The following is a 20992-nucleotide window of genomic DNA, read 5'->3' on the forward strand; positions in this document are numbered from 1 at the left end:
AACGTCCCTGCCCGCTGTATCTAGTCCAGCGCGGGACTACTCCTCTGCGTGGCCGCCAGCGCAGGCGCCAAAGCTCGAAGGGAGAGTTCGAAGGCCGCGTTCACGCGGTCGACGTCTTGCGTCGCGGCGAGATCGAGGTGTAGTCCGCGCACGATGCCCAAGACGAGGGTTGTCAGATTGCGGGCGCGGTCCAGATCGTGGCCCTGAGCGATGAGCGCATCCTCGAAGGGTGTCATCCACTCCTCGACGACGGAGTTAGCAAACCACTCGTACCGATCGGGGTGTCGAAGAGCCAGCCCGTATAGCTCGAAAAGGAAGGCGAACTGGCGCATGTACTCCGGCGTGAGCCACATCTGCCACAGTGCCCGCAAAACCTCTGCCGGGTCGCCCGCGGTGGCTCGCCAGAGCTCTTGCAGGGCCGTGACCATGCGGGCCTGCAGATCGCGGCAGATCTCGTGGATGAGCTCATCCTTACTACCGAACTGGCGCACGAGCGACGTGATCGATGTGCCGATCGCCTGCGCCAGCGGGCGCAGCGTGAGTTCGGCCACGCCGGTCTCCAGCGCGTACTCGGTGGCGGCGTGCAGGAGTGCGGGGCGGTGGTTCTCCCACCGTTTGGCGCGACCGTCAACGGCGAGAGCCGGTTCGCGCCCCGTTTCCGTCACCGTCTCAGTGTACGAGCGAGCAACCCGCTCTTTACCGAATCGATCGTTTCGGATACTGTCGGTTCAACAACGCGAAGGAGGTGTGGCATGAACACCCGAACACTTGCCATCACAAACGTCACTCTCATCGACGGTCTGGGCGGGCACCCGTTGACCCCATCGACGGTTCTCGTCACGGACGGTCGATTCACGACCGCCGGCCGTTCCGCCGATGTGCAGATCCCGGCCGGCGCCGAGATCATCGACGGCACGGGACGGTGGATGACCCCTGGCTTCGTGAACGGCAACGTGCACTTGCTCGATGCATGGATGTTCATGGTCGGTCCAGGCACGATCGAGTACCTCGCCCGGTGGGAGGGGCGCTACGTGGAGGTGATCGAGGAGGCTGCACAGCTGGTGCTTCGCAACGGCGTAACGACGGTCTTTGACACTTATAACGCCGTCGAGCACGTCCTTGCGGCGCGTGATCGCATCGACGCGGGTCGCTCGCAGGGCGCCCGCATCTACGCAGCCGGTGCCATCGTCGGAATGGGTGGCCCCTTCAGCGCCGACTTCCACTTCGCCGGCCGTCGCGCCGCCACGCAGACGTTCGTCAACCGAATCGATGCCCAGTTCGAGGCGGGCGTCGGTCATCAGCTGAGCCTCCTGCCACGCAATGAGGTGCGTGCGGCGGTGCGAGACTACCTGCAGCGCGGAGTTGATTTGCTGAAGATCGCCGTCAGCGATCACATCTTCATGACGGTGGGTCTAGACCGCAGCTACCAGACCTTCTCGCGTCCAGTCCTCGACGTCATCGTTGAGGAGGCCCGCGCGGCAGGCGTGCCGGTGCTCACCCACAGTCTGTCGGTCGAGGCGCTCGAGACATCGCTGGAGCTGGGAGCAGACGTGCTCATTCACGCCAATTACACAATGGGTCAGCCGTACCCTCATGAACTTGTCGACAAGATCGTCGCCAGCGACTCCTGGGCAGAGCTACAGACGGTGCACGACCAGCACCGTCACGTGCTCGAGGAGGCGGGTAGTTGGGCCGCGGTGCTCGGCGGCGGCGCGTTCTCCGAGAATGAACGGACCCTCGTGCGGGCAGGAGCCAAGATCATTATGGGGACCGACGCGGGATGCGCCAGCAACGATCATCTCGCGGATCTCACCGATGCCGAGCGTGACGACCGCCCCTGGACATTGGGGGGCGACCACTTCCACTGGACACGCAGCATGGTGGAAAAGGGCATGACGCCGCTCGGGGCGATCTCCGCGGCCACCATCAACGTGGCCCGCTCCTACGGCAAGGGTGACGCCCTCGGGTCTATCGAAGCCGGCAAGGTCGCCGACTTCGTGCTGCTGAACGCCGATCCGACCGACGACATCCGCAATCTCCGCGCGATCGATGCCGTATATAAGGACGGGACCCCGGTGGACCGAGACGCGCTGCCGACGCAGACGCTGGTCACGGGCCACCCGGCCTGACGTCGGCGAGGAAGCAACGGAGCTCCCCACATGTTCAGCAGCAACTTCCCCGATGTAGCGGTCTTCATCGACTGTCGGTCATCGGTGCGATCCCATCCACGGCCTGACGATCCGCGGTTGCCCGCTCCACCGAATCATGGACCGAGCGGTGGATCGGCAGGTCCTGGCTGACGTGCCCGCGAGGGTCGAAGATGGTTCAGAGGCGACGAGAGGGCGGGCATGGAGATCGACCGGGAGGGGCTGGCAGAGTTCCTGCGCCACAGACGACAGGCATTGCAACCGGAAGACGTCGGGCTGACCCGCGGACAGAGGCGCCGCACCGACGGGCTGCGTCGCGAAGAGGTTGCGGCGCTGTGCCACATGTCGACGGACTACTACGCTCGCCTCGAACGCGCCCGCGGTCCTCAGCCCTCCGAGCAGATGATCACGTCGATCGCGCAGGGCCTGCACCTGAACTATCAGGAACGCGACCACCTTTTCCGCCTTGCCGGGCACGCACCTCCCGTGCGCGGAACCGGGAGCGAGCAGCACATCGCCCCCGGGCTGCTGCGCATCCTGGAGCGACTTGACGACACCCCGGCCGAGGTCGTCACCGAGATCGGCGAAACTCTGCGGCAGACGCGGATGAGCGTGGCGCTTACCGGCGACCTGACAGGCTACTCCGGTCCGGCACGGAGCCTCGGCTACCGATGGTTCACCGATCCCGCCACGCGCGCCCGCTACGCAGCGCACGACCACGACCAGCTCTCCAGGATCTACGTATCCGGGTTACGCGAGGTCACCGCCAGACGCGGACCGCACTCACCCGCTGCTCACCTCGCCGAACTCCTTCTCGAGCAGAGCGAGGAGTTCCGAAAGCTGTGGGAACGCCACGAGGTCGGCCTGCGGCCCGCCTCGGGGAAGCGGTTCATGCATCCAGAGGTGGGGCTGTTGGACCTGCAATGCCAGACGCTGCTCGACCCGGACCACTCGCATCTGCTGCTGGTGTACACCGCGGTGCCTGGCAGCGACAGCTACGACAAGCTGCAGCTTCTCTCGGTCATCGGCAACGCCATCCGGTGAACCTCAGAACTTCTGGACCGATGCGCGCACGACCGCCCGCTACGGTCGGTGCGACTGAGAGCGGTTCCGCATCTACCGCGCCCCCACACCAAGCCGGTCAATGATCGCGCTGACTTTCGCCCACGGATCGCCGCCGACGCCCTCATACTCGAGTGTGAGGGGCCCGGAATACCCGTGGCTGGACAGGATTGCGACGACGAAGTCCATGTCGATAGGTCCGCTGGCGCCTGAGTCTGTCGCCCAGTGCGCCTTCATGTGGACCAACTCCGCATGTGGAGCGAGAGCAGCGATCCCGTCGTACACCGAGCTGAGATCCAGTGCATCGAGCGAGAGGCCGTGGTTCTCGTCTGGATGGAGGGAGGCGGCGAGCATCGGCGTCAGGATCGCGTCGAAGTTGCCGGTGTCCAGGAGCAGACCGAGGTTGTCCGCCCCGACGGTGCTCAGGAGTTCGGCGACCCAGGCCGGATCGCTCGATGAGCCTCCATGATTTTCGACGAGCAGCCGGACTCCGTGTGATGCGGCGTACGCGCCCAGATCGCCGAGAGCGTCGACGAGATAGCCCGGCGGACGAGCGGTTCTGCGCTCACTAAACGGCGACCCTGCATTGACGCGGACGTGGCGGAATCCGACGCCGGCGAATCGTCCGATCCACCGCTTCATCACATCGACGTCCGTCGCACGCCGGCCGGGGTCTGCATCGAGCAGGTCCCCGTCGTCGACGGCCGCGTTCACGAGGTCGAGTCCGACGCTGCGCGCGTGGACCGCGAACAGGTCAATGGCGGGGTCCGCGATTCCGTCGAACTGAAACGCGACGGCTTCGACCGCCGTCGCGCCGCAACGCTCCGCGACCTGCAGAGGGAACTCGCCCATGCTCATTGATCGCGGGAACTCCTGACGGAAGACACGCTCGGTCCCGTCGTCACCCCTGAACGTGGCGGCGATAGGTCCGAGTCGTTCACGGAGGCTGTACGAAGAAAGCGACGTGATCGTCATCGACGTGGCCGGGCGGTCACGCGTCTACGGGGATGCCGCGGGTGATCTGCGCGAATCGCAACTCGTTCTCACGCCCCACTTCTGGGATCCGCGCGACCGCGAGAGCGCCGAGGAGCGCTGTGATGCCTAGCGCGATATAGAGCGCCGAATACCCGCCCAGGGCGATGAACGCGGGTGCGACGAACGGCACGATCGACTGCGGAAGCAAGCCGGCCATGTTGATGACGCCGAGGTCCTTTCCGGCACTCTCACGGTTCGGCAAGACGCGCACGCAGAGAGCCAGATCGACGGAGCCCACCAGACCGATCGCCACGCCGAGCAACGCGGCCGCGGCGTACACCAACCACATCTCGCTCGCGATGGCCATGAGTGTCAGAGCGGCCGCGGCCGCGATCCCCGCGCCGGCGGCGAAGGGCTTCTGGCGCTGCAGGCGGTCGGACAGCGGGCCCGCGACGACGCTGGTCAGCGCGAGGGCTGCGACATTGATGAGCGTCACGACGAGCACCGTCGGCGGGACCGCTTCTGCGGTGATGCCGAACCGGTCCATTAGGAAGAACGCGTTGTAGGTCGAGCTCGCGACGGCGCAGAACACCAGGAACCTCACCAGCCAAGCCCACCCGAATGCGGGGTGTCGCCACGGGTTCACCCAGAATGATTTGGCGAGTTCGAGCAGGCTGAATCGGGAGCCGCCTGCGACCGGGGTGTGCTGCTTGTCCCGCAGCAGGAGAACTGCGACGACCGCGAGGAACGCCGCAGCCACGGCGGTGACGACCCACTGCAGGAAAGGATCACTGACCGCGCTCACCGCCGCCACTCCCACGAGAGGTCCCACCGCGGCGGATAGACCAAGAAGCCCAGATGCCGTACCTCGCCGTCGCTGGGGGACCTGGTCTGCCATGAGCGCACTGGTAGCCGCCAGCTGGAAGTTGAACAGCGCCTGAATCGCGCACCACAGCAGAGCCATTTGCCAAACCTCGGTGGCACCGGTCATCGCGAAGACGGCGATCGCTCCTCCGATCGCGCCGGTGAGGATCCACGTGCGGCGCCGCCCGAATCGGGCGGCTGTCCGGTCGCTGATCCGGCCGCCGAGAGGACTGGCGACGAGTGCAGCGAGCGCACCAAACCCCGTGATGATGCCGAACGCTGCGGCTGCGCTTGGGCCCGCGATCCGCGTCAACTGCAAGGTCATCAGCACCTGAAGAGGAGTCAGCAAGCCGATGAAGGCACTGACGTTGGAGATGAACATGGCCGGGAGAAGACGGCCGACGGGCGTGCTCGCCGCATCAATTGTGCCGGCCGCGACGGCGGAAGCTGGGACAGACATGACACTCCTATGTGCTCAAAAAAGAGGTATTGGCTACCACTTGGTAGTGACTACTAATACTTCCTATCCTCCTGGATGTCAACCTTTCGGTAGTTACTTCCTTTTGGGAGGAGCTAGTGTTCTTCGCATGAATCTCAGGCAGAGAAAGGCGGCGCAAACGCGTCGTCGGATGCTGGATGTCGCGATCGCGTTGTTCGAGCGGGATGGCTACGAGGCGACCAAGATGGAGAGCATCGCGGAGCAGGCCGAGGTCGGCACGACGACGTTGTACCGCTACTTCCCGAGCAAGGAACTGTTGCTCCTGGACCAATTCGCGGACGTTCTCGACTGCGCGAGCCGGCTTCGGGCGAGGCCTGACGCGGAGCCACTCGATGTTTCCCTCGGCGAAGTGCTGCTCGATATCGCTCAGGCGGTCGACGATCCCGGTCGCAACATCGCATCGCTGAGATCTCTGATTGACAGCTCTCCCGGGCCGCGTGCGAAGCTGTGGGACTACTTCCTGCAGGCCCGCGAGCAGCTCACGGTTGCGATCGCGGAGCGTGAAGGCTTGCCGGCTTCCGATCTCGGAGTTCGGGTGACGGCCGCCATGACGCTGGAGCTTCTCCAGATCATCGACGTGACGAGCGCGCAGACCAACCCGTCACCGCCGCACCTCCAAGTGACGACAGCCGTCCTCGGCCAGCTCCCTCATGCTGCGATCCGCTTCCCTGTCATCCACGCTGTCCCCTAGGAAAGAGGCTCCTACGCAAACTCCTATTTGGTAGTCACTACCAAAATGGTGTAACTTCCATACGGAAGACACAAGGGAGTGCCCCATGAGCGCGCAATCGACCACCTATCGAGTTCCGATCAGCGATTTCGAGCTGGCGGACAGCAATCGCGGCCTCGCGCCGGACGCTGTCGCCAATGGCGAGGTGAAGTGGACCCCCGCGATCGTTCCAGGCGGCGTGCACGAGTCGCTTCTGGCCGCAGGCCTGATCGAGCACCCCTACTTCGATCAGAACGAGGCATCCGTTCGGTGGATGGAGGACCGGGACTGGTGGTACCGGACCACGTTCGCCACCCCCGACGACCTCCGGCCGGGCGACGCCGTCAGCCTCCTGTTCCACGGGTTGGACACGGTCGTCGACATCTGGCTCAACGGCGCCCTGCTCGGCCATCACGAGAACATGTTCCGGGCCGCGGAGTATCGGATCGACGGGCAGCTCGAGGCATCCAACACCCTCGTGCTGCGATTCTCCCCGCCCCTCGCGGGTCTGACTACCTCGCAGCCCGCGGTCGCGCAGCTTCGCCGAGTCGCCGGCGCGCTGATGCCCGATCTTCCCGAGGACCTGGACGTCACCGCGCTGGGTCCGTCACGGGAATTGACCATCGCTTCGCAGCGACGGAAGGCCATGTTCTCGTGGGGCTGGGACTTCGGTCCTCGCGTGCCCTCGATCGGCATCTGGCGCGGAGTGGAGGTCGTCGTGACCCGCCGCGCACGCATCGTCGGCCATCACGTTCGAACGGATGCGATCGACCCGGCTGACGCAACCGCGGAGGTCACGGTCGCGGTGGAAGTGGACATCACACGCCCCGGCCACGCCCTGACCGCGCAGATAGAACTCACCTCCCCTACCGGCCAGAAGAACCGCCTGACCGTCCCGGTCAGCGGCGGGGAGGCCGTCGGGCGGCTCACGATCTCAGACGTCGATCTGTGGTGGACACACGACCTGGGTCAGCCATCGCTGTACGACGTTCGGATCCAAATCTTCGATGGCGACGAACTCTGCGATGCCCTCAGCGACCGGGTGGGCATCAGGACTATCGCGCTGAACCGTTCGGCGGGGCCGGACGGCCAACGCCTCTTCCAGTTCGTCCTCAACGAAGTGCCCGTGTTTGCGCGAGGGGCCAACTGGCTGCCGGCGAGCACGATGGTCGGTTCCATTCCCGCCGATCGTTACCGAGAGCTGGTGGGTCTCGCGCGGGCCGGCGGCATGAACATGCTGCGGGTTTGGGGCGGAGGCATCTACGAGTCCGACGCGTTCTACGCCGAGGCCGACGTTAACGGTGTGCTCATCTGGCAAGACTTCATGTTCGCGTGCGCGGACTATGAGAGCGAAAACCCCGAGCTGCAGCGTGAAGTGGAGTCGGAGGCTCACCATCAGGTACGCCGGCTGCGCAACCGCGCCTGCATCGCGCTGTGGTGCGGCAACAACGAGGTGCAACTGCTGCATGGCTTCGCGTATCAGCAGTACGAACCCGGAAACTGGGGCTGGCAGATCTTTCACCGCATCCTTCCCGACGCGGTCAGCCGCTGGGACCCCACCGCGACGTACTGGCCGGGGAGCCCCTGGGGCGAGGACACCCCGGAAGGGTTCATGGCGGTCAATGGTGTGCTCGATGGTGACCGGCACGCCTGGGAGGTGTGGCATGGTTTCGACGCCGGCGCCGGCGGGGGTGTTGACTACGCGAGCGTGGGCGAGGCTCGTCACTTCCGCCGATACGCCCGCGACCGCGGCCGGTTCATCAGCGAATTCGGCATTCACTCGTCGCCCGCTCTCTCCACGCTCGCGAGATGGATCCCGGCGTCGGAGTTGTCGGTTCACAGCTCCTCGTTCGATGCTCACAATAAAGACCACCCGAAGGACAAGGGCGACGCTCTGCTCGAGATCGTGACGGGGCTTCCGCAGACGATCGAGCAGTACGTGGACTTCACAATGGTCTCTCAAGCAGAGGGCATGAAGTTCGGCATCGAGCACTACCGGCGTCGGCAGCCGAACTGCAGCGGCACGCTGGTGTGGCAGTTCAACGACGTGTGGCCGGGGATCACCTGGTCGCTGATCGACTACGACACGGTGCCGAAGGCTGCCTACTACGCGAGTGCCCGAGCCTACGCACCCGTCATCGCGAGCTTCGTGCATCAGGACGGCGTGCTCAGCTTGTGGGTGTCCAACTCGGGGCTCAACGCCGTCGTCACCGTCGCAACCGTGTCCGTCGGTGGATTCGACGGGTCGGTGATGCTCGAGGAACAACTCCCGTTGACCATCGAGGCGGCCACTTCCCGCGCGGTGTGGTCCGTCCCGCTGCGCGCGAACCCGGAGCTGTACGCCTGGGTGAGCAGCGACAACGACGCATTCCCGGCCAATCGCCTGTTCTTCGGTGACGTCAAAGACCTCCCGCTTCCCGCGAGCGACCTGCGCTCGACGGTGACGATCACAGGCGACACGACCGCGGAGGTGGCTGTCGAGTCCAGCGCGTTCACCTACCTGACACGCGTCACCTCCCCACACCCAGGCGCGCGCTTCAGCGAGAACTACTTCGACCTCCCACCTCACACCGTTCGAACCATCCGGGTGTCCGGCCTTCCCCACGGGTTCGAACCACAAGATCTCGTGGTCGGCAGCTATGTGGGGAGCGTGCGCTGATGGTCACGATGGCGGGCTCCGCACACGGAGAAGTGTCCGAGGGCTACGAAGGCGTCGCGGAGGCGTTCTTCAGCGCGCTCGCATCGTCGCCGCGCGGTGGGGCAGCCCTGTGCATCATGGTCGACGGGGTCACGGTTGTCGACCTCTGGGGCGGTGACACGGGACGCGGGCCGTGGACCCGTGACACGCCGACCGTGTTGTTCTCGTGCAGTAAAGGATTGCTGGCGGTCCTCGTGGCCCGTCTGGTCGAGTCTGACCGCATCGACCTTGACGCTCCCGTCGTGGACTACTGGCCAGAGTTCGCGCAAGGGGGGAAACGCGAAGTCACAGTGCGAATGGTGATGTCCCATGCGGCGGGCCTCAGTCATCTGACGACGCCGGTCAGCAAGAGCGACATGGTGGAGTGGGACCCCGTCGTCGCCGCCCTCGCGGCGCAGGTGCCGTTGTGGCAACCGGGTGAGGGCTGGTCGTATCACGCCATCACCTTCGGATGGATCGTCGGTGAAGTCGTACGGCGCGTCACCGGCCTCACCGTGGGCCAGGCCTTCGCCGACATCGTCGCCACGCCCACGCACGCTGACGTGTGGTTCGGCGTACCCCGCACCATCCTGGGAAGCGTCGCACGCGTCGAACCCATGGATCGCTTCACCATCAACCTCATTAAGAGACTTCCCGGAGGCCGCAACGTGATGCGCGCGCTGACGCTCGACGGCGCGCTGCCGGACAGCCTCGTCGGAGACGGCACCGGCTTCAACGATCCCGACCTGCAGGTCGCCGAGATCCCCGGGGCCGGCGGGATCGGCAGCGCAGTCGGGGTCGCCGCTGTCTGGTCCTCGCTGGTGACAGGAACCGAAGACGTCCGCCCATTGAGTGCAGCGGTGCGGGCAGACATGACGCGGCCGCGCACCTCGGGAAAGCCGCGGTTGGGAAGTCCGGTCCTGCCAACTCCGCGCTGGGGAACGGGATTCCAGGTGGATGCTCCGGGCCGCCCGCTTCTGAGCCCCACGTCCTTCGGTCACGACGGCGCGGGTGGGCAGCTCGCGTTCGCCGACACCGAGCGCAGGATGGGATTCGCGTTCCTGACAAGCCAGATGGGTGGGGTAACCGACCGTCGCTCGCACCGCATCCTCAACGCCCTGCGCCAAGCGACCTCGAGGCGGCGAGGATGACGACGACCGACGACGGCGATTACGCGCTGGCGATCGATGCTGGCCAGACCGGCATAAGGGTGCGGGTGCGTCGAGCTGGCGCGCTGAGTGCGGAACACGTCATGCCCGGCGTGCGCACCCACGAACCGCTGCTGCCCCAACTGGCTGCGGTCGTGAAGGCATTGACAGACACCCCCGGCGCACGTGTCGAGGTCATCTCGGCGGGCGTCTCCGGACTGACTGCCGATGACTCGGACGCCGCAGCGCTGACGGCTCTGCTCGGAGATCTGCACGTGGATCGAGTGTTCCTGGCTCACGACTCCGTCACGTCGTATCTCGGTGCACTGGGCACCGACCGAGGAGCCGTCGTCGCGGCCGGCACAGGGGTGGTCACCCTTGCGGTCGGGGACAGGCATGTCGCGCGTGTGGACGGCTGGGGAAACATCATGGGAGACGCCGGCAGCGGCTACTGGATCGGACGCCAGGGGCTCGAGGCGGCGATGCGCGCCCACGACGGTCGCGGCGAACGGACCCAACTGCTGCACAGGCTACGTGACCGTTGGGCAGATCCGGAGACGGCGTACATTCGCTTGCAGTCCGATCCGCTCCGGGTCTCCGCAGTCGCATCGTTCGCGAAGGACGTGACGGAACTGGCATCCACTGACGCAGTGGCGGCTCGAATCTGTAAACGTGCGGCTCGGGAGCTCGCGGCGTCGGTCGTGGCCAGTCTCGCCCGCGTAGAGGGCGAGAGTGCGTCGTCGGTCAGCACGGTAGGCGGCATCTTCAGGTCGCAACTCATCCTCGGTCAGTTCGAACATCGCCTCACGAAGTCCCTGCCAACAGTTCGGTTCGTCTCGCCGCAGGGAGACGGGCTTGACGGTGCCGAAAGATTCCAGACTCTTCCACCGCTGCATCCGCTTTGGGCCTCTTCGTCGATCAGTCAGCACGGCGCACTGTGAGCGCTCAGATCTATCCCATGACGGGGTTTATCCGCGATTACGCGGGGGCACTCCGGGCGGGATCTATCTCGCGTTCGGCGGGGCTTAGTGGCGCGGCCTTGCTAGCCGCCGGGGCTCGCCTTCCTGCTCGATCCCGGCGGTGTCAGCGGGTGACGGGGTCGTCGTGGTCCAGCATCCGCAGTTCTTCGCGCGTTCCGTACCCCTCCCAGTCGCCATACGACATACAGGCGAATGCTCCGGCGGCGTTACCGAGGTCCAGGCATCCTGCGAGGTCTCTGCCTTCCACGTGTCCGGCCAGCCATCCGGCGACGAACGCGTCGCCCGCGCCCACAGTGTCCACCGCGACGATCGACTTTGCAGCGCGTTCGATAATGCCCTCGCCCGTGGAGGCTAGGGCGCCACGGGATCCAAGCTTGACGACCGCGATGCGCGGCCCTAGTTCCTGCAGTCCTCGCCCAGCGTCCTCGGCGGAGCAATCCTTGTCGAGGACGAGCCGCGCTTCGTCCAGCCCGGCGAATACTACGTCGACATCGGCGAGGATCTCCTGGTGAAACGCGCGCGCGGCCGTCGCCGACCACAGTGACGTCCGATGGTTCAGGTCGTAGGAGACGAACTGCGCGGGGCTTCGGACGGCCAGGCGCACGGCGTCCGCTCCAGACGCCGACAGAGCCGGGGTGATCCCCGTCATGTGGACGACGCTCGCGCCGGTCAGCCGCCCTTCCAAATCGGCAGGGCGAATATGCGACCCGGCCGAGTCGGTGCGGTGGTAGTCCACCTGCTGCGTGTGGGCCGTACGGCGATGCTTGAGCATGAGCCCGGTGGACGCATCGTCGATGGTCACGTGGGCGGTGACCTTCTCGGCGCGGAGCTCCCGCTCGATCAGGCGACCGAGCGCGTCGTCTCCGACCCTTCCGACCCAGGACGATCGAACCCCGAGCCGGGCGAGTCCGATCGCGACATTCGATTCGGCCCCGCCCATGCTGAGCTTGTATTCGTCGCCTCGGCTGGGCGGACCGTCATCGCGTGCGGCGAACATCGCCATTGTCTCTCCGAAGGTCACGACCGACGCGGGCTCGGTAGTCACGATGACCTCGCCGCCACGACCAGATCAAGCGCACGGCGGACTCTCGCCGAGAGGCCCGTCAGGTCACCCTCTGTAGCTCCACCGATCAAGGGGCCGCCGATGCTCACGGCGTCCGCCCCGGCGGTGATCCACGGAACGATGTCCTCGAGTCCGACCCCTCCAGATGGAACTAGCGGGATGTCGGGATACGGACCGTGGATGTGCCGGACGTAGTTCGGGCCGACCGTCTGGGCAGGGAACACCTTCACACAGCTGGCGCCGTCGTTCCACGCGCGGACTATCTCGGTCGGCGTGAGCGCTCCGGCAAGGAGCGCGCCGCCCCGCGGGCGAGCGATCTCTGCCACCGCGGGGGCGGCGGACGGCGTGACGAGGAATCGGGCTCCCGCGTCGAGCGCGCGCTCGGCATCGTCCGCGGCGTGGAGGGTGCCGACGCCGATGCAGGCTTCGTCGAACCGACGGATGAGCGCCGCTAGCTCATTGAGCACCCCGGGAGTCGTCATGGTTAACTCGATTGTCGCCAGACCGGCCTCGCATAGGGCCTCAAGGAGCGGCGAGAGTTGCGATACGTCGCGCGTCCGGACGACGGCGATGACGCCTTGGCGCCGGGTGGATTCGGGAAGGGGCACGCGCTGCGTGGCTCCTGCCACCCCGTTGGACCCCGGTTCCATCAGTCAGCCCGGAACGGCTCGACGGCTTCCGCGAGGAACGCGATCCCGTGCCCGGGTCGTTCCGAGGGGCGCACGAAGCCGTCGACGATCTCCTGAGGATCCTCCAGATAAGCGTCGAGCGCGAACGCGTGCTTCTCGAGGAAGACTGGGCGCTCCGCGAGGCACAGGATGTGTGCGTTCAATTCGTCCGCGTAGTGGCTGCTCGCATCGATACCGGCCGCATTCGCGGCTCGCAGCGCTTCGATTGCCACGGTCACACCGCCATTGGTGACCGGGTCCACCTGGAAGACGTCGCTGCCGCCGGCTCTCGCGTACGCGTGGAATTCCGCGGGCGAGTGGAAGCTCTCTCCTACCGACAGCGGGGTGCTCGTCTCGCGGCGCAGGTGGGCGTGGCCCTCGATGTCCTCCGGGGTGAGCGGCTCCTCGAGCCAGCGAAGCTCAAATGGCTCGAGCTGCCGTGCCGCTTCGAGAGCCTCGTCGCGGTCCCACGCCATGTTCGCGTCGACCATCAGATCGACCGCGGTCCCGAGGTGGTCGCGCACGGCCGCCACGCGCTCGATGTCCTCACTCAGAGTGGGGCGGCCGACCTTCATCTTCACGCCACGCAGGCCCCGTGCCTTGTAGCCGTCGATCTGCTCGAGCAGGTCCTCGGTCGACTTCTGCAGATCCACCCCCGAGCCGTAGGTCGGGAGCTCCTTCGACTGCGCCCCAATAGCGCGATACAGCGGAACACCGTCCGCCTTCGCGTATGCATCCCATAGCGCCATGTCCAGCGCCGCGATCGCGAACGACGTGAGTCCACCCCGGCCGATGTAGAGCATGCGGCGCCAGACGTGACGCCACGCGTCCTCCGGTGAAGCGAAATCGAGCCCGATCACCGCATCTGCGATCTCGTGATCGATGAGGGATCGGATCGCACGCCCGCCTTTGCCGATCGTGTACGCGTAGCCGAATCCGTCTGCCAGGTCCGTGTGCACGTTCACGAACACCAACTCCTCGGTGTCGATCGCGCCGTGCCCACCGTCCTCCGAGGGGGGAAGGGGGAGACGGAAGTAGTCGGTGGAGAGCGACATGATGCGCATGGAAAGCACGGTCCTTTTCTTCGAAAGCCTGTTCGGCACGGCTCGGGCCGCCTCGACGCGAGCCTGAGTCGTTGTCGAACATTCCTCAGCCGCAACTTGACATCGCGACAGAGGTCGGTATGTAATTCGTAGCATGCAGTGGGACAGTGTCGCAACCAGTGGGACAGCGCCAAAGGTGCTCCGGCGCGTGAGCCCGCTCGCCAATGGTGCGCCGGTGGGGAGTCTCGCCCGAGGAATCGCCGCGCTCGAGGTCCTCGCAGCGCGCGAGACCGCGAGCGTCGCCGAAATCGGAGATGCGCTGCAGTTGACCCGCAGCACGGCGTATCGCCTCATGCACACGCTTGAGGAGTGGGGCTGGGTCGAGGGCGCCGGCGTCCCGGGCCGCTTGCGGCTGGGCATCAAGGCTGCCGAGATCGGTGCCGCCGCCAATGCCACCGTCGATGTCACCCGTGTCGTGCGTGACCATCTGCGCGAACTCGTCGAAGCGACACAGGAGACGGCCTTCTTCGCTGTCTATGACGAGGACGCGATGGTGTACATGCATAGCGAGCAGGGAGTGCACACGATCCAGCTCAGCGCACGGATGGGCAGTCGCCGCCCCCTTCACGCGACTGGCCTGGGGAAGGCGTTTCTCTCCGCGCTGTCTCCTCAGGAGTACGAGCGGATCGCGTCGTCGCTCGAGATCACACGCCTCACTTCCAACACGATCGGCGATCGGGCGAGTCTCGACCTCGACGTGGAATCCGCCAGGAGTCGCGGATACTCGATCGACCGCGAGGAGGGTGAGATCGGCGTCTCGTGCGTCGCAGCGCCCATCATCGGGCGGACGGGCGCGCCTCTCGGTGCGCTGAGCGTCGCCGGTCCCACTGACCGCGTCGGTCCCCGAACAGACGAGTACGGCGCCGTCGTCTCGGCGCTGGCCGGCCAGATCTCGCGACGGCTGGGCGCCGCTGATCGCGCGTCCTCTCCTTCACGGATTGCGATCGGATCACCCGCACCCATACCTGACCCGGAGAACCACCCAGCGCGGCCGACTGGTCCGTCATAACCGCTCGGGCGCACCGAGCAGTCATACCAATGGAGGTATTCACATGCGCAACACACACACGAACAATCGCCGGTGGAGCGCTCTCGGCGCGTTCGCGCTCATCGGCGCTCTCGGCCTCGCCGGCTGCGCGGCCGGCGGCCAGGCGAATCCGGAGGACCAAGAGGAGTCTTGGGAGCCGACGCGGGATGTCACGATGTCGGTTCCCTTCGCAGCCGGTGGAGGCAACGACACGTTCGCGCGCACTATGGCCGACGCGTTCGAGGATCTCCGCCCAGGTCTCACCATCGTCGTGGAGAACCGTGAAGGCGCATCCGGGGCAATCGGCACTTCCGAGGTGTTCCAGCAGGCGGGCAACCCGCACCGCCTGCTCATCTCGGGCTCGAACATCGTGACTGTCCCGCTCGAGCGCGAAGTCCCCTACAACGTCTTCGACTTCACCCCGGTCGGCCAGCCTGCCGCGCAGGAGGCGATGGCCGTCACGCGGACGGGGAGCTTCGACAACCTGCAGGACGTGATCGATGAGGCCGAGGAGCGCACGCTGACCGTCGGCGTCGGGGGAACAGCCGACCTGGGCGCCATCGCCAGCAACCTGCTCGCGCAGAACAGCGACGCTCAGTTCGAGTTCGTCATCTTCACAAGCGGACCGGAGATGACCCGCGCCGCGCTCACCGGTGACGTTGACTTCGCGATCAGCGCGCCCGAGAACTCGATCGAGTTCGTCAAGGACGGATCGATCCATGCGCTCGCCATGTTCAGTCCGGAACGTTTGTCCGGGGAGCTGGCGGACGTCCCGACCGCGGTTGAACAAGGCTTCGATGTCGTCGTAGAGGGAGTGCGGGGTCTGTGGGCAGCACCCGATCTCAGTGACGCAGAAGCCGCCTACTGGACAGATCTTTTCCAGGAGTGGACCGAGACGCCCGAATTCGCCGAGTACATGGAGGCCACTAACGCGGTCGAGCAGATCCGGATCGGAGCCGACTTCACCGAGCTTCTCGAGACCTTCTCCGCGACGGCAGAGGAAGCGCTGTCGGGGACGGGATCATGACAGCGGAGCGGCGACACCAGCTCGTAGAAGGGGCCGTCGTCGGACTGATCGGGATCGCCATCATCGCAGGCTCACTCAGGTACATCTGGGTCGCGGACGGCAGGATCGGTCCGGGCTTCCTTCCCGGCCTGGCCGGGCTCGCCGTGCTCGCCAGCGCTGCCGCCATCGCCCTACACCGCACGGCGCCGGTGGCGGCGGTCCACGCGGAGGCGATCGCGGCCGTCGAGCGCGGCGAAGCCGAGGAGCGACGAGCGGCGACCGTCGACGTCGAAGCAGGACGCCTTCGGCCCGCGCACCGCATCCTCATCGTGCTTGCGATCATCATCGCCACCGTGCTTGTCATCCCGATCATCGGATTCGCGCTCGCCTGCACGCTCATGGTCTTCGTCGTCACGTTCTTCGTAGAGAAGCGCAGCATCCTCGCGTCATCTATGACCGCTGCGGTCACCGGCCTACTACTCTGGGGCGTCTTCACCCAGCTCCTCATGGTGCCGCTCCCCGCGGGCATCGTCTTCGGGGGTTGAGCCATGGATTCGTTCTCCTACCTTCTCGCAGGGTTCGCGGCGGCGTTCAGTCCTGAGAATCTGCTCTTTCTCGTGATCGGCGTCACGCTCGGCATGGTGGTGGGCGTGCTGCCCGGACTCGGGCCCGCGACGGGCATCGCCCTTCTCATCCCGCTCACGACCTCGCTCGACCCCCTGACGGCGCTCATCATGCTCGCCGGGATCTACTACGGATCTCAGTACGGGGGCAGCGTGACCTCCATCCTGCTGCGCACCCCGGGCGAGGCGTCGAGCGTGATGACCGCGATCGACGGATACGAGATGTCCCGAAAGGGGCAGGCTGGCCGCGCGCTCGCGATCAGCGCGGTGGCCTCGTTCGTTGCGGGCACCCTGACCATCCCCCTGCTCATGGTGCTCGCTCCCGCGCTCACCTCCCTTGCGCTCAGCTTCGGCCCGCCCGAGCTGTTCGCACTGATGCTCTTCGCCCTTATCAGCGTGGCGACGATGACCGCGCGGTCCCAACGGGCGAAGAGCATCGCTGCGTGCGCGATCGGCGTCTGGATCTCCACCATCGGCTTTGACCCGCAGACGGGGCAGGATCGCTTCACGTTCGGCGTCGATCAACTTCTCCTCGGCGTCGCCTTCATCCCCGTAGTCATCGGTGTCTTTGCCATCGCCGAAGTTCTCCGACAGGTCGGCACACCTTCCGAGAAGCCGATCCGCACGCGCTTCCGCGACATGCTGCTCACGCGCAAGGACGTGAAGGACACCGCCGCACCCATCGGGCGGTCGACCTTCCTCGGCTTCTTCCTCGGGGCGATCCCCGGCGCCGGTGCGACGATCGCCTCGTACTTCGCGTATGACGTCGAGAAGCGCATCGGAAGAAACCGGGCTCAGTTCGGGAAGGGCGCCATCGAGGGGGTCGCGGCCCCCGAGGCGGCCAACAACTCCGCCGTAAACGGCGCCTTCATCCCGGCGCTCACGCTCGGCATCCCGGGCTCCGCCACGACGGCGATCCTCCTGGGCGCGATGATCCTTTACGGCATCGCACCGGGGCCGAATCTTCTCAACGATGAGCCCGAGCTCGTCTGGGGTCTGATCTCGTCGTTCTATCTCGGCAATGTGCTGCTGCTGGTGATGGCGCTGTTGTTCGTCCCGGCATTCGCCAGCCTGCTGCGCATCCCGTATTCGCTGCTGTACCCGGTCATCATCGCGGTCAGCCTATTCGGCGGATTTTCCATCGCTAACTCGATGTTGGATGTCTGGATGGTCGTGCTCTTCGGAGCGGTCGGCCTGCTGATGGCTCGATTCGGCTATCCCGCGCCGCCGCTCGTCCTGGGTCTCATCCTCGGCGGGATGATGGAGACAGCGCTAATCCAGAGCTCGTCGATGGGGCGGGGAGACCTCTCCCTGTTCTTCACCCGTCCGCTCTCCCTCGCGCTCCTGATCGGTACGGCGCTCCTCCTGCTCGTGCCGCCGGTGGTCGTGAGCATCCGGCTGAACCGGATGAAGACCGCCGAACGCGCCGAACGCGTCCGCTGAACACAAACCATCGTCCGAGACCGAGGATCTCCATGCCTAGCCGCCCGAATCTGATTCTGATCACGACCGACCAGCAGCGATCCGACACGATCGGCGAGCGATCGCCGTCGTTCTTGCGAACCCCTCATCTCGATCATCTCGCTCGCGAGGGGATGCGCTTCACGCGGGCATACGCCGACAACCCGGTCTGCGTCCCCGCCCGAGTGTCGATCATGACGGGCAAGACCGTTCTACGGCACGGCATGGCGGGGAACGCGGGCACCTCCACCGTCATGGGCCGGCTCGGAACCCTGCCGGCGCTGCTGCGTGCGCAGGGGTATCAAACCGCCGCGATCGGGAAGATGCACTTCACGCCGGAGCGTGCCCGGCACGGGTTCGACGAAATGGTGCTGCCGGCCGACTACTACCGCGAGATGGCGGAGAGCGGGTCGCGCATTCAGCCCATGCGCCACGGTCTCGGTCAGAACGAGCTGTACCCCGGAATGGCCACCGTCCCGGAGTCCATGACCCTGACGTCGTGGATCGCCGAGCGCGCGGTCGACTACATCTGGCACCGCCGCGACCCTACGGTTCCGTTCTTCCTATGGGTGTCGTTCTCCAAGCCGCACCCGCCGCTCGACCCGCCCGAGCCGTACTACTCGATGTACCGCGACAGTCCGATCCCTGAGGCGATTCGCGGCGACTGGGCCGAGGAGGGCACGGCACCCGAGGCGTTTTCGAGGTTCCGGCAGCGCTGGTCGGCCGATCTAATCCCGCCCGAGACGATCCGCGCAGCGCGCGCCGCGTACTACGGGCTGGTCACACAGATCGACTACAATATCGGGCGCGTCCTCGCCGCTCTGCACGATCTCCCCGCGGGAGAGACGCGGGAGATGGAGAGTTCGCGCGTCGAAGGCTCGCTCCTCGACGAGTCGCTCCTGCTGTTCACCTCCGACCACGGCGAGTACCTGGGCGATCACGGCTCGGGCGGCAAGTTCATGTTCCACGAGCCCTCGAGTCACATTCCCTTCATCATCCGTCCGCCGAAGGGGCGCGGCTTCGACCCCGGTCAGATCCGCGACGACCTCGTCTGCCAGGCCGACATCCTACCGACGCTGCTGGGCGCTGCGGGTGCCGTGGCGCCCGACGACTGCGACGGTCGCGACCTCCTCGCAGACACCGAGCGCCTCGAACTCGTCGGTGCCAGCAGCGGCTTTGAGCCGAGCGCCTCCATCCAGTACCTCGCGCTGGTCACCGGCCAGTGGAAGTACATCTGGTATCCCGAAGGAGCTCAGCAGCAGCTGTTCGACCTCGCGGCGGATCCGGACGAGCTCATGGACCTGGCCCTCGGGGAGGAGCACGCCGACCGGATCTCCGATCTGCGCTCCAGGCTCCTGGCACGCGTCCGCAGCGAGGCCGCGCACCTCATCGAGGACGACGATCTCCCCGTCCGGCAGCTGCAGGGAGACACCACGAACGAGCGGAGAGCTCGCGGCTACCCAGCGTTCCACCACGAGCACTTCGATGTCGACGTGCGCCACTGACGACGACGACAGGAGACGACTATGAAGCCCGCCAACTTCGTCCTGCTGATGGCAGACGAGCACAGCCGCAAGTATCTCGGATGTTATGGGCACGACCAAGTCCGAACGCCGAATCTGGATCGTCTGGCGGAAGCCGGCACGCTCTTCGACGCGGCATACTGCCCCAGCCCTCTGTGTGTTCCCTCGCGTGCCAGCCTGGCGACGGGTCGACCTCCGCACGAGACGCGGACCTGGGACGACGCGTCGCCGTACCTCGGCCCCGAGGGGGACAGCTGGGGGCATCGGCTGACGGCGAACGGGAGCACCGTCGTCACCATTGGCAAGCTCCACTACCGTTCCGCCGACGACCCGACCGGCTTCCCCGATCAGCGGATCCCGCTCCACGTGAAGGAAGGCGTTGGCAATCTCAAGGGGCTGCTGCGCGGCCGAGGCCCCACCCACGAGGCCAGTCGTCGGCACGTGACCGACGCCGGGGAGGGCAGCACGGACTACCACGAGTACGACCGCGAGGTCGCGCGCCTCGCGTGTCAGTGGATCCGCGAGGAGGCATCGCGGCTCGACCGGCCGTGGGCCCTCGTCGTCTCCTTCGTCGCGCCGCACTTCCCGTACATCGCGCCGCCCGAGTATTGGGAGATGTATCGCGATGCGAATCTGACCCTTCCGGTCAGCGGTGACCCGACGGTCTGGTCGCGGCATCCCGCTCTGGAGTTCTTCCGTCGTCAGCACGCGCTCGATGTGCCGTTGACTCCCCCGCAGACCCTAGAGGCACTGCGCGCATACGCCGCCCTCGCCACGTTCGTAGACGATCTGATCGGCGAGGTGCTACGGACTCTCGAGGAGCAGGGTTTCCTCGCGAACACCCGCATCCTCTACACGTCGGACCACGGCGATCACCTGGGCGAGCACGGCGCGTGGAAGAAGGGGACGATGCTCGAGAGCAGCGCGGGCGTGCCGATGATCCTGGCGGGGCCGGATGTGCCGGCCGGGAAGGTGAGCGGTACGAACGTCTCACTCATCGACGTGTTCCCCACAATCGTCGAGAGCGCCGGCGCGAGCTACCTCCCCGAGGACGCCTCGCTGACGGGCACGTCGCTCGTGCGGCTGGCGAACGCGGATGACGCGGATCGCGAGATCTTCTGCGAGTACCACTCGAGCTGGTCGACCCGCGCGGTCTACATGATCCGTCGCGGCGCGTACAAGTACATCCATCACGTCGACGGTCCCGCGCAGCTGTTCGACGTTCGTCAGGACCCCGACGAGCTGAACGATCTCGCTAGCGACGAGGCGCAGGCCGAGCGGCTTGCCGACATGGAGACGAGCCTTCGCGCACGTCTCGACCCCGAGCGTACGGACGAGATCGTCCGCACGCAACAGTCGGCGCTCATCGACGCCGCGGGCGGGGTGGACGCGCTGCGCGGGGAGCGCACCCTGGACTTCAGTCCGCCACCGCCCGCGGCACACGCGTGACAGTCAAC

General features: G+C 66.2%; 18 protein-coding genes. 12 read left to right on the plus strand and 6 right to left on the minus strand.

Features of this window, described 5'->3' with window-relative positions:
* Positions 1 to 20: 20 nt before the first annotated feature.
* Complete coding sequence (locus MRBLWS13_RS14530; RefSeq protein WP_349426047.1) at positions 21 to 665, minus strand: TetR/AcrR family transcriptional regulator; 645 nt, start codon at positions 663 to 665, stop codon at positions 21 to 23.
* 213 nt (positions 666 to 878) lie between these two features.
* On the opposite strand from MRBLWS13_RS14530, the gene MRBLWS13_RS14535 reads away from it, so the two are divergent.
* Positions 879 to 2129 (plus strand): amidohydrolase family protein, encoded by a 1251-nt coding sequence (locus tag MRBLWS13_RS14535; protein ID WP_349426048.1) that lies wholly within the window; start codon positions 879 to 881, stop codon positions 2127 to 2129.
* A gap of 219 nt (positions 2130 to 2348) precedes the next feature.
* Entirely contained in the window at positions 2349 to 3191 is an 843-nt protein-coding gene (locus tag MRBLWS13_RS14540; RefSeq protein WP_349426049.1) for a helix-turn-helix transcriptional regulator, read from the plus strand.
* A 72-nt stretch (positions 3192 to 3263) separates the two neighbouring features.
* On the opposite strand, the gene MRBLWS13_RS14545 is transcribed toward MRBLWS13_RS14540, so the two are convergent.
* Positions 3264 to 4184 carry a TIM barrel protein gene (locus tag MRBLWS13_RS14545; protein ID WP_349426050.1) on the minus strand — a complete coding sequence of 307 codons (921 nt, stop codon included), beginning with the start codon at positions 4182 to 4184 and terminating at the stop codon, positions 3264 to 3266.
* Between the two features lie 16 nt (positions 4185 to 4200).
* Positions 4201 to 5508: an MFS transporter gene (locus MRBLWS13_RS14550; protein WP_349426051.1), complete on the minus strand. Its 1308-nt coding sequence runs from the start codon at positions 5506 to 5508 to the stop codon at positions 4201 to 4203.
* Between the two features lie 127 nt (positions 5509 to 5635).
* Between MRBLWS13_RS14550 and MRBLWS13_RS14555 the strand changes: the two genes are divergently transcribed.
* The 4 genes from MRBLWS13_RS14555 to MRBLWS13_RS14570 all read left to right on the plus strand — a co-directional run bounded on the left by MRBLWS13_RS14555 (position 5636) and on the right by MRBLWS13_RS14570 (position 11022).
* Positions 5636 to 6238, plus strand: coding sequence for a helix-turn-helix domain-containing protein (locus MRBLWS13_RS14555; RefSeq protein ID WP_349426052.1), 603 nt, complete (start codon positions 5636 to 5638; stop codon positions 6236 to 6238).
* An 85-nt stretch (positions 6239 to 6323) separates the two neighbouring features.
* On the plus strand, positions 6324 to 8915 hold the full coding sequence (locus MRBLWS13_RS14560; protein WP_349426053.1) for a glycoside hydrolase family 2 protein: 2592 nt from the start codon (positions 6324 to 6326) through the stop codon (positions 8913 to 8915).
* Complete coding sequence (locus MRBLWS13_RS14565) at positions 8915 to 10084, plus strand: serine hydrolase domain-containing protein (protein ID WP_349426054.1); 1170 nt, start codon at positions 8915 to 8917, stop codon at positions 10082 to 10084. The genes MRBLWS13_RS14560 and MRBLWS13_RS14565 overlap by 1 nt, the downstream gene beginning before the upstream one ends.
* Positions 10081 to 11022, plus strand: coding sequence for a BadF/BadG/BcrA/BcrD ATPase family protein (locus MRBLWS13_RS14570; protein WP_349426055.1), 942 nt, complete (start codon positions 10081 to 10083; stop codon positions 11020 to 11022). The genes MRBLWS13_RS14565 and MRBLWS13_RS14570 overlap by 4 nt, the downstream gene beginning before the upstream one ends.
* Positions 11023 to 11164: 142 nt before the next feature.
* On the opposite strand, the gene MRBLWS13_RS14575 is transcribed toward MRBLWS13_RS14570, so the two are convergent.
* Genes MRBLWS13_RS14575 through MRBLWS13_RS14585 form a run of 3 tightly spaced genes read right to left on the minus strand, consistent with a single transcriptional unit; the run spans position 11165 to position 13991 of the window.
* Entirely contained in the window at positions 11165 to 12064 is a 900-nt protein-coding gene (locus MRBLWS13_RS14575) for a sugar kinase (RefSeq protein ID WP_349429074.1), read from the minus strand.
* A 38-nt stretch (positions 12065 to 12102) separates the two neighbouring features.
* Positions 12103 to 12732, minus strand: coding sequence for a bifunctional 4-hydroxy-2-oxoglutarate aldolase/2-dehydro-3-deoxy-phosphogluconate aldolase (locus tag MRBLWS13_RS14580; protein WP_349426056.1), 630 nt, complete (start codon positions 12730 to 12732; stop codon positions 12103 to 12105).
* 41 nt (positions 12733 to 12773) lie between these two features.
* Positions 12774 to 13991 (minus strand): mandelate racemase/muconate lactonizing enzyme family protein, encoded by a 1218-nt coding sequence (locus MRBLWS13_RS14585; RefSeq protein WP_349426057.1) that lies wholly within the window; start codon positions 13989 to 13991, stop codon positions 12774 to 12776.
* 52 nt (positions 13992 to 14043) lie between these two features.
* On the opposite strand from MRBLWS13_RS14585, the gene MRBLWS13_RS14590 reads away from it, so the two are divergent.
* From MRBLWS13_RS14590 to MRBLWS13_RS14615, 6 genes are read left to right on the plus strand one after another with little or no spacing between them, the layout of a single operon-like run.
* Positions 14044 to 14904 carry an IclR family transcriptional regulator gene (locus MRBLWS13_RS14590; RefSeq protein WP_349426058.1) on the plus strand — a complete coding sequence of 287 codons (861 nt, stop codon included), beginning with the start codon at positions 14044 to 14046 and terminating at the stop codon, positions 14902 to 14904.
* 43 nt (positions 14905 to 14947) lie between these two features.
* Entirely contained in the window at positions 14948 to 15949 is a 1002-nt protein-coding gene (locus tag MRBLWS13_RS14595) for a tripartite tricarboxylate transporter substrate binding protein (protein WP_349426059.1), read from the plus strand.
* Positions 15946 to 16473 (plus strand): tripartite tricarboxylate transporter TctB family protein, encoded by a 528-nt coding sequence (locus MRBLWS13_RS14600; protein WP_349426060.1) that lies wholly within the window; start codon positions 15946 to 15948, stop codon positions 16471 to 16473. The genes MRBLWS13_RS14595 and MRBLWS13_RS14600 overlap by 4 nt, the downstream gene beginning before the upstream one ends.
* Positions 16474 to 16476: 3 nt before the next feature.
* The gene (locus tag MRBLWS13_RS14605; RefSeq protein WP_349426061.1) at positions 16477 to 17994 is read left to right on the plus strand and encodes a tripartite tricarboxylate transporter permease; all 1518 of its coding nucleotides are present in this window, start codon (positions 16477 to 16479) and stop codon (positions 17992 to 17994) included.
* Between the two features lie 32 nt (positions 17995 to 18026).
* Positions 18027 to 19517 (plus strand): sulfatase-like hydrolase/transferase, encoded by a 1491-nt coding sequence (locus MRBLWS13_RS14610; protein WP_349426062.1) that lies wholly within the window; start codon positions 18027 to 18029, stop codon positions 19515 to 19517.
* A gap of 21 nt (positions 19518 to 19538) precedes the next feature.
* A complete protein-coding gene (locus tag MRBLWS13_RS14615; RefSeq protein ID WP_349426063.1) occupies positions 19539 to 20984 on the plus strand; it encodes a sulfatase-like hydrolase/transferase in 1446 nt (481 codons plus the stop codon).
* Positions 20985 to 20992: the final 8 nt, after the last annotated feature.

It is taken from the genome of Microbacterium sp. LWS13-1.2 (genome assembly GCF_040144835.1).
Lineage (GTDB): Bacteria > Actinomycetota > Actinomycetes > Actinomycetales > Microbacteriaceae > Microbacterium.

Bases quoted from the DNA above. Each gene is read 5' to 3' on its own strand.
- MRBLWS13_RS14540 (WP_349426049.1), top strand. From the start codon at position 2,349: ATGGAGATCGACCGGGAGGGGCTGGCAGAGTTCCTGCGCCACAGACGA.
- MRBLWS13_RS14610 (WP_349426062.1), top strand. From the start codon at position 18,027: ATGCCTAGCCGCCCGAATCTGATTCTGATCACGACCGACCAGCAGCGA.
- MRBLWS13_RS14595 (WP_349426059.1), top strand. From the start codon at position 14,948: ATGCGCAACACACACACGAACAATCGCCGGTGGAGCGCTCTCGGCGCG.
- MRBLWS13_RS14555 (WP_349426052.1), top strand. From the start codon at position 5,636: ATGAATCTCAGGCAGAGAAAGGCGGCGCAAACGCGTCGTCGGATGCTG.
- MRBLWS13_RS14545 (WP_349426050.1), bottom strand. From the start codon at position 4,184: ATGACGATCACGTCGCTTTCTTCGTACAGCCTCCGTGAACGACTCGGA.
- MRBLWS13_RS14585 (WP_349426057.1), bottom strand. From the start codon at position 13,991: ATGCTACGAATTACATACCGACCTCTGTCGCGATGTCAAGTTGCGGCT.
- MRBLWS13_RS14600 (WP_349426060.1), top strand. From the start codon at position 15,946: ATGACAGCGGAGCGGCGACACCAGCTCGTAGAAGGGGCCGTCGTCGGA.
- MRBLWS13_RS14560 (WP_349426053.1), top strand. From the start codon at position 6,324: ATGAGCGCGCAATCGACCACCTATCGAGTTCCGATCAGCGATTTCGAG.
- MRBLWS13_RS14605 (WP_349426061.1), top strand. From the start codon at position 16,477: ATGGATTCGTTCTCCTACCTTCTCGCAGGGTTCGCGGCGGCGTTCAGT.
- MRBLWS13_RS14570 (WP_349426055.1), top strand. From the start codon at position 10,081: ATGACGACGACCGACGACGGCGATTACGCGCTGGCGATCGATGCTGGC.
- MRBLWS13_RS14550 (WP_349426051.1), bottom strand. From the start codon at position 5,508: ATGTCTGTCCCAGCTTCCGCCGTCGCGGCCGGCACAATTGATGCGGCG.
- MRBLWS13_RS14575 (WP_349429074.1), bottom strand. From the start codon at position 12,064: ATGGCGATGTTCGCCGCACGCGATGACGGTCCGCCCAGCCGAGGCGAC.
- MRBLWS13_RS14565 (WP_349426054.1), top strand. From the start codon at position 8,915: ATGGTCACGATGGCGGGCTCCGCACACGGAGAAGTGTCCGAGGGCTAC.
- MRBLWS13_RS14615 (WP_349426063.1), top strand. From the start codon at position 19,539: ATGAAGCCCGCCAACTTCGTCCTGCTGATGGCAGACGAGCACAGCCGC.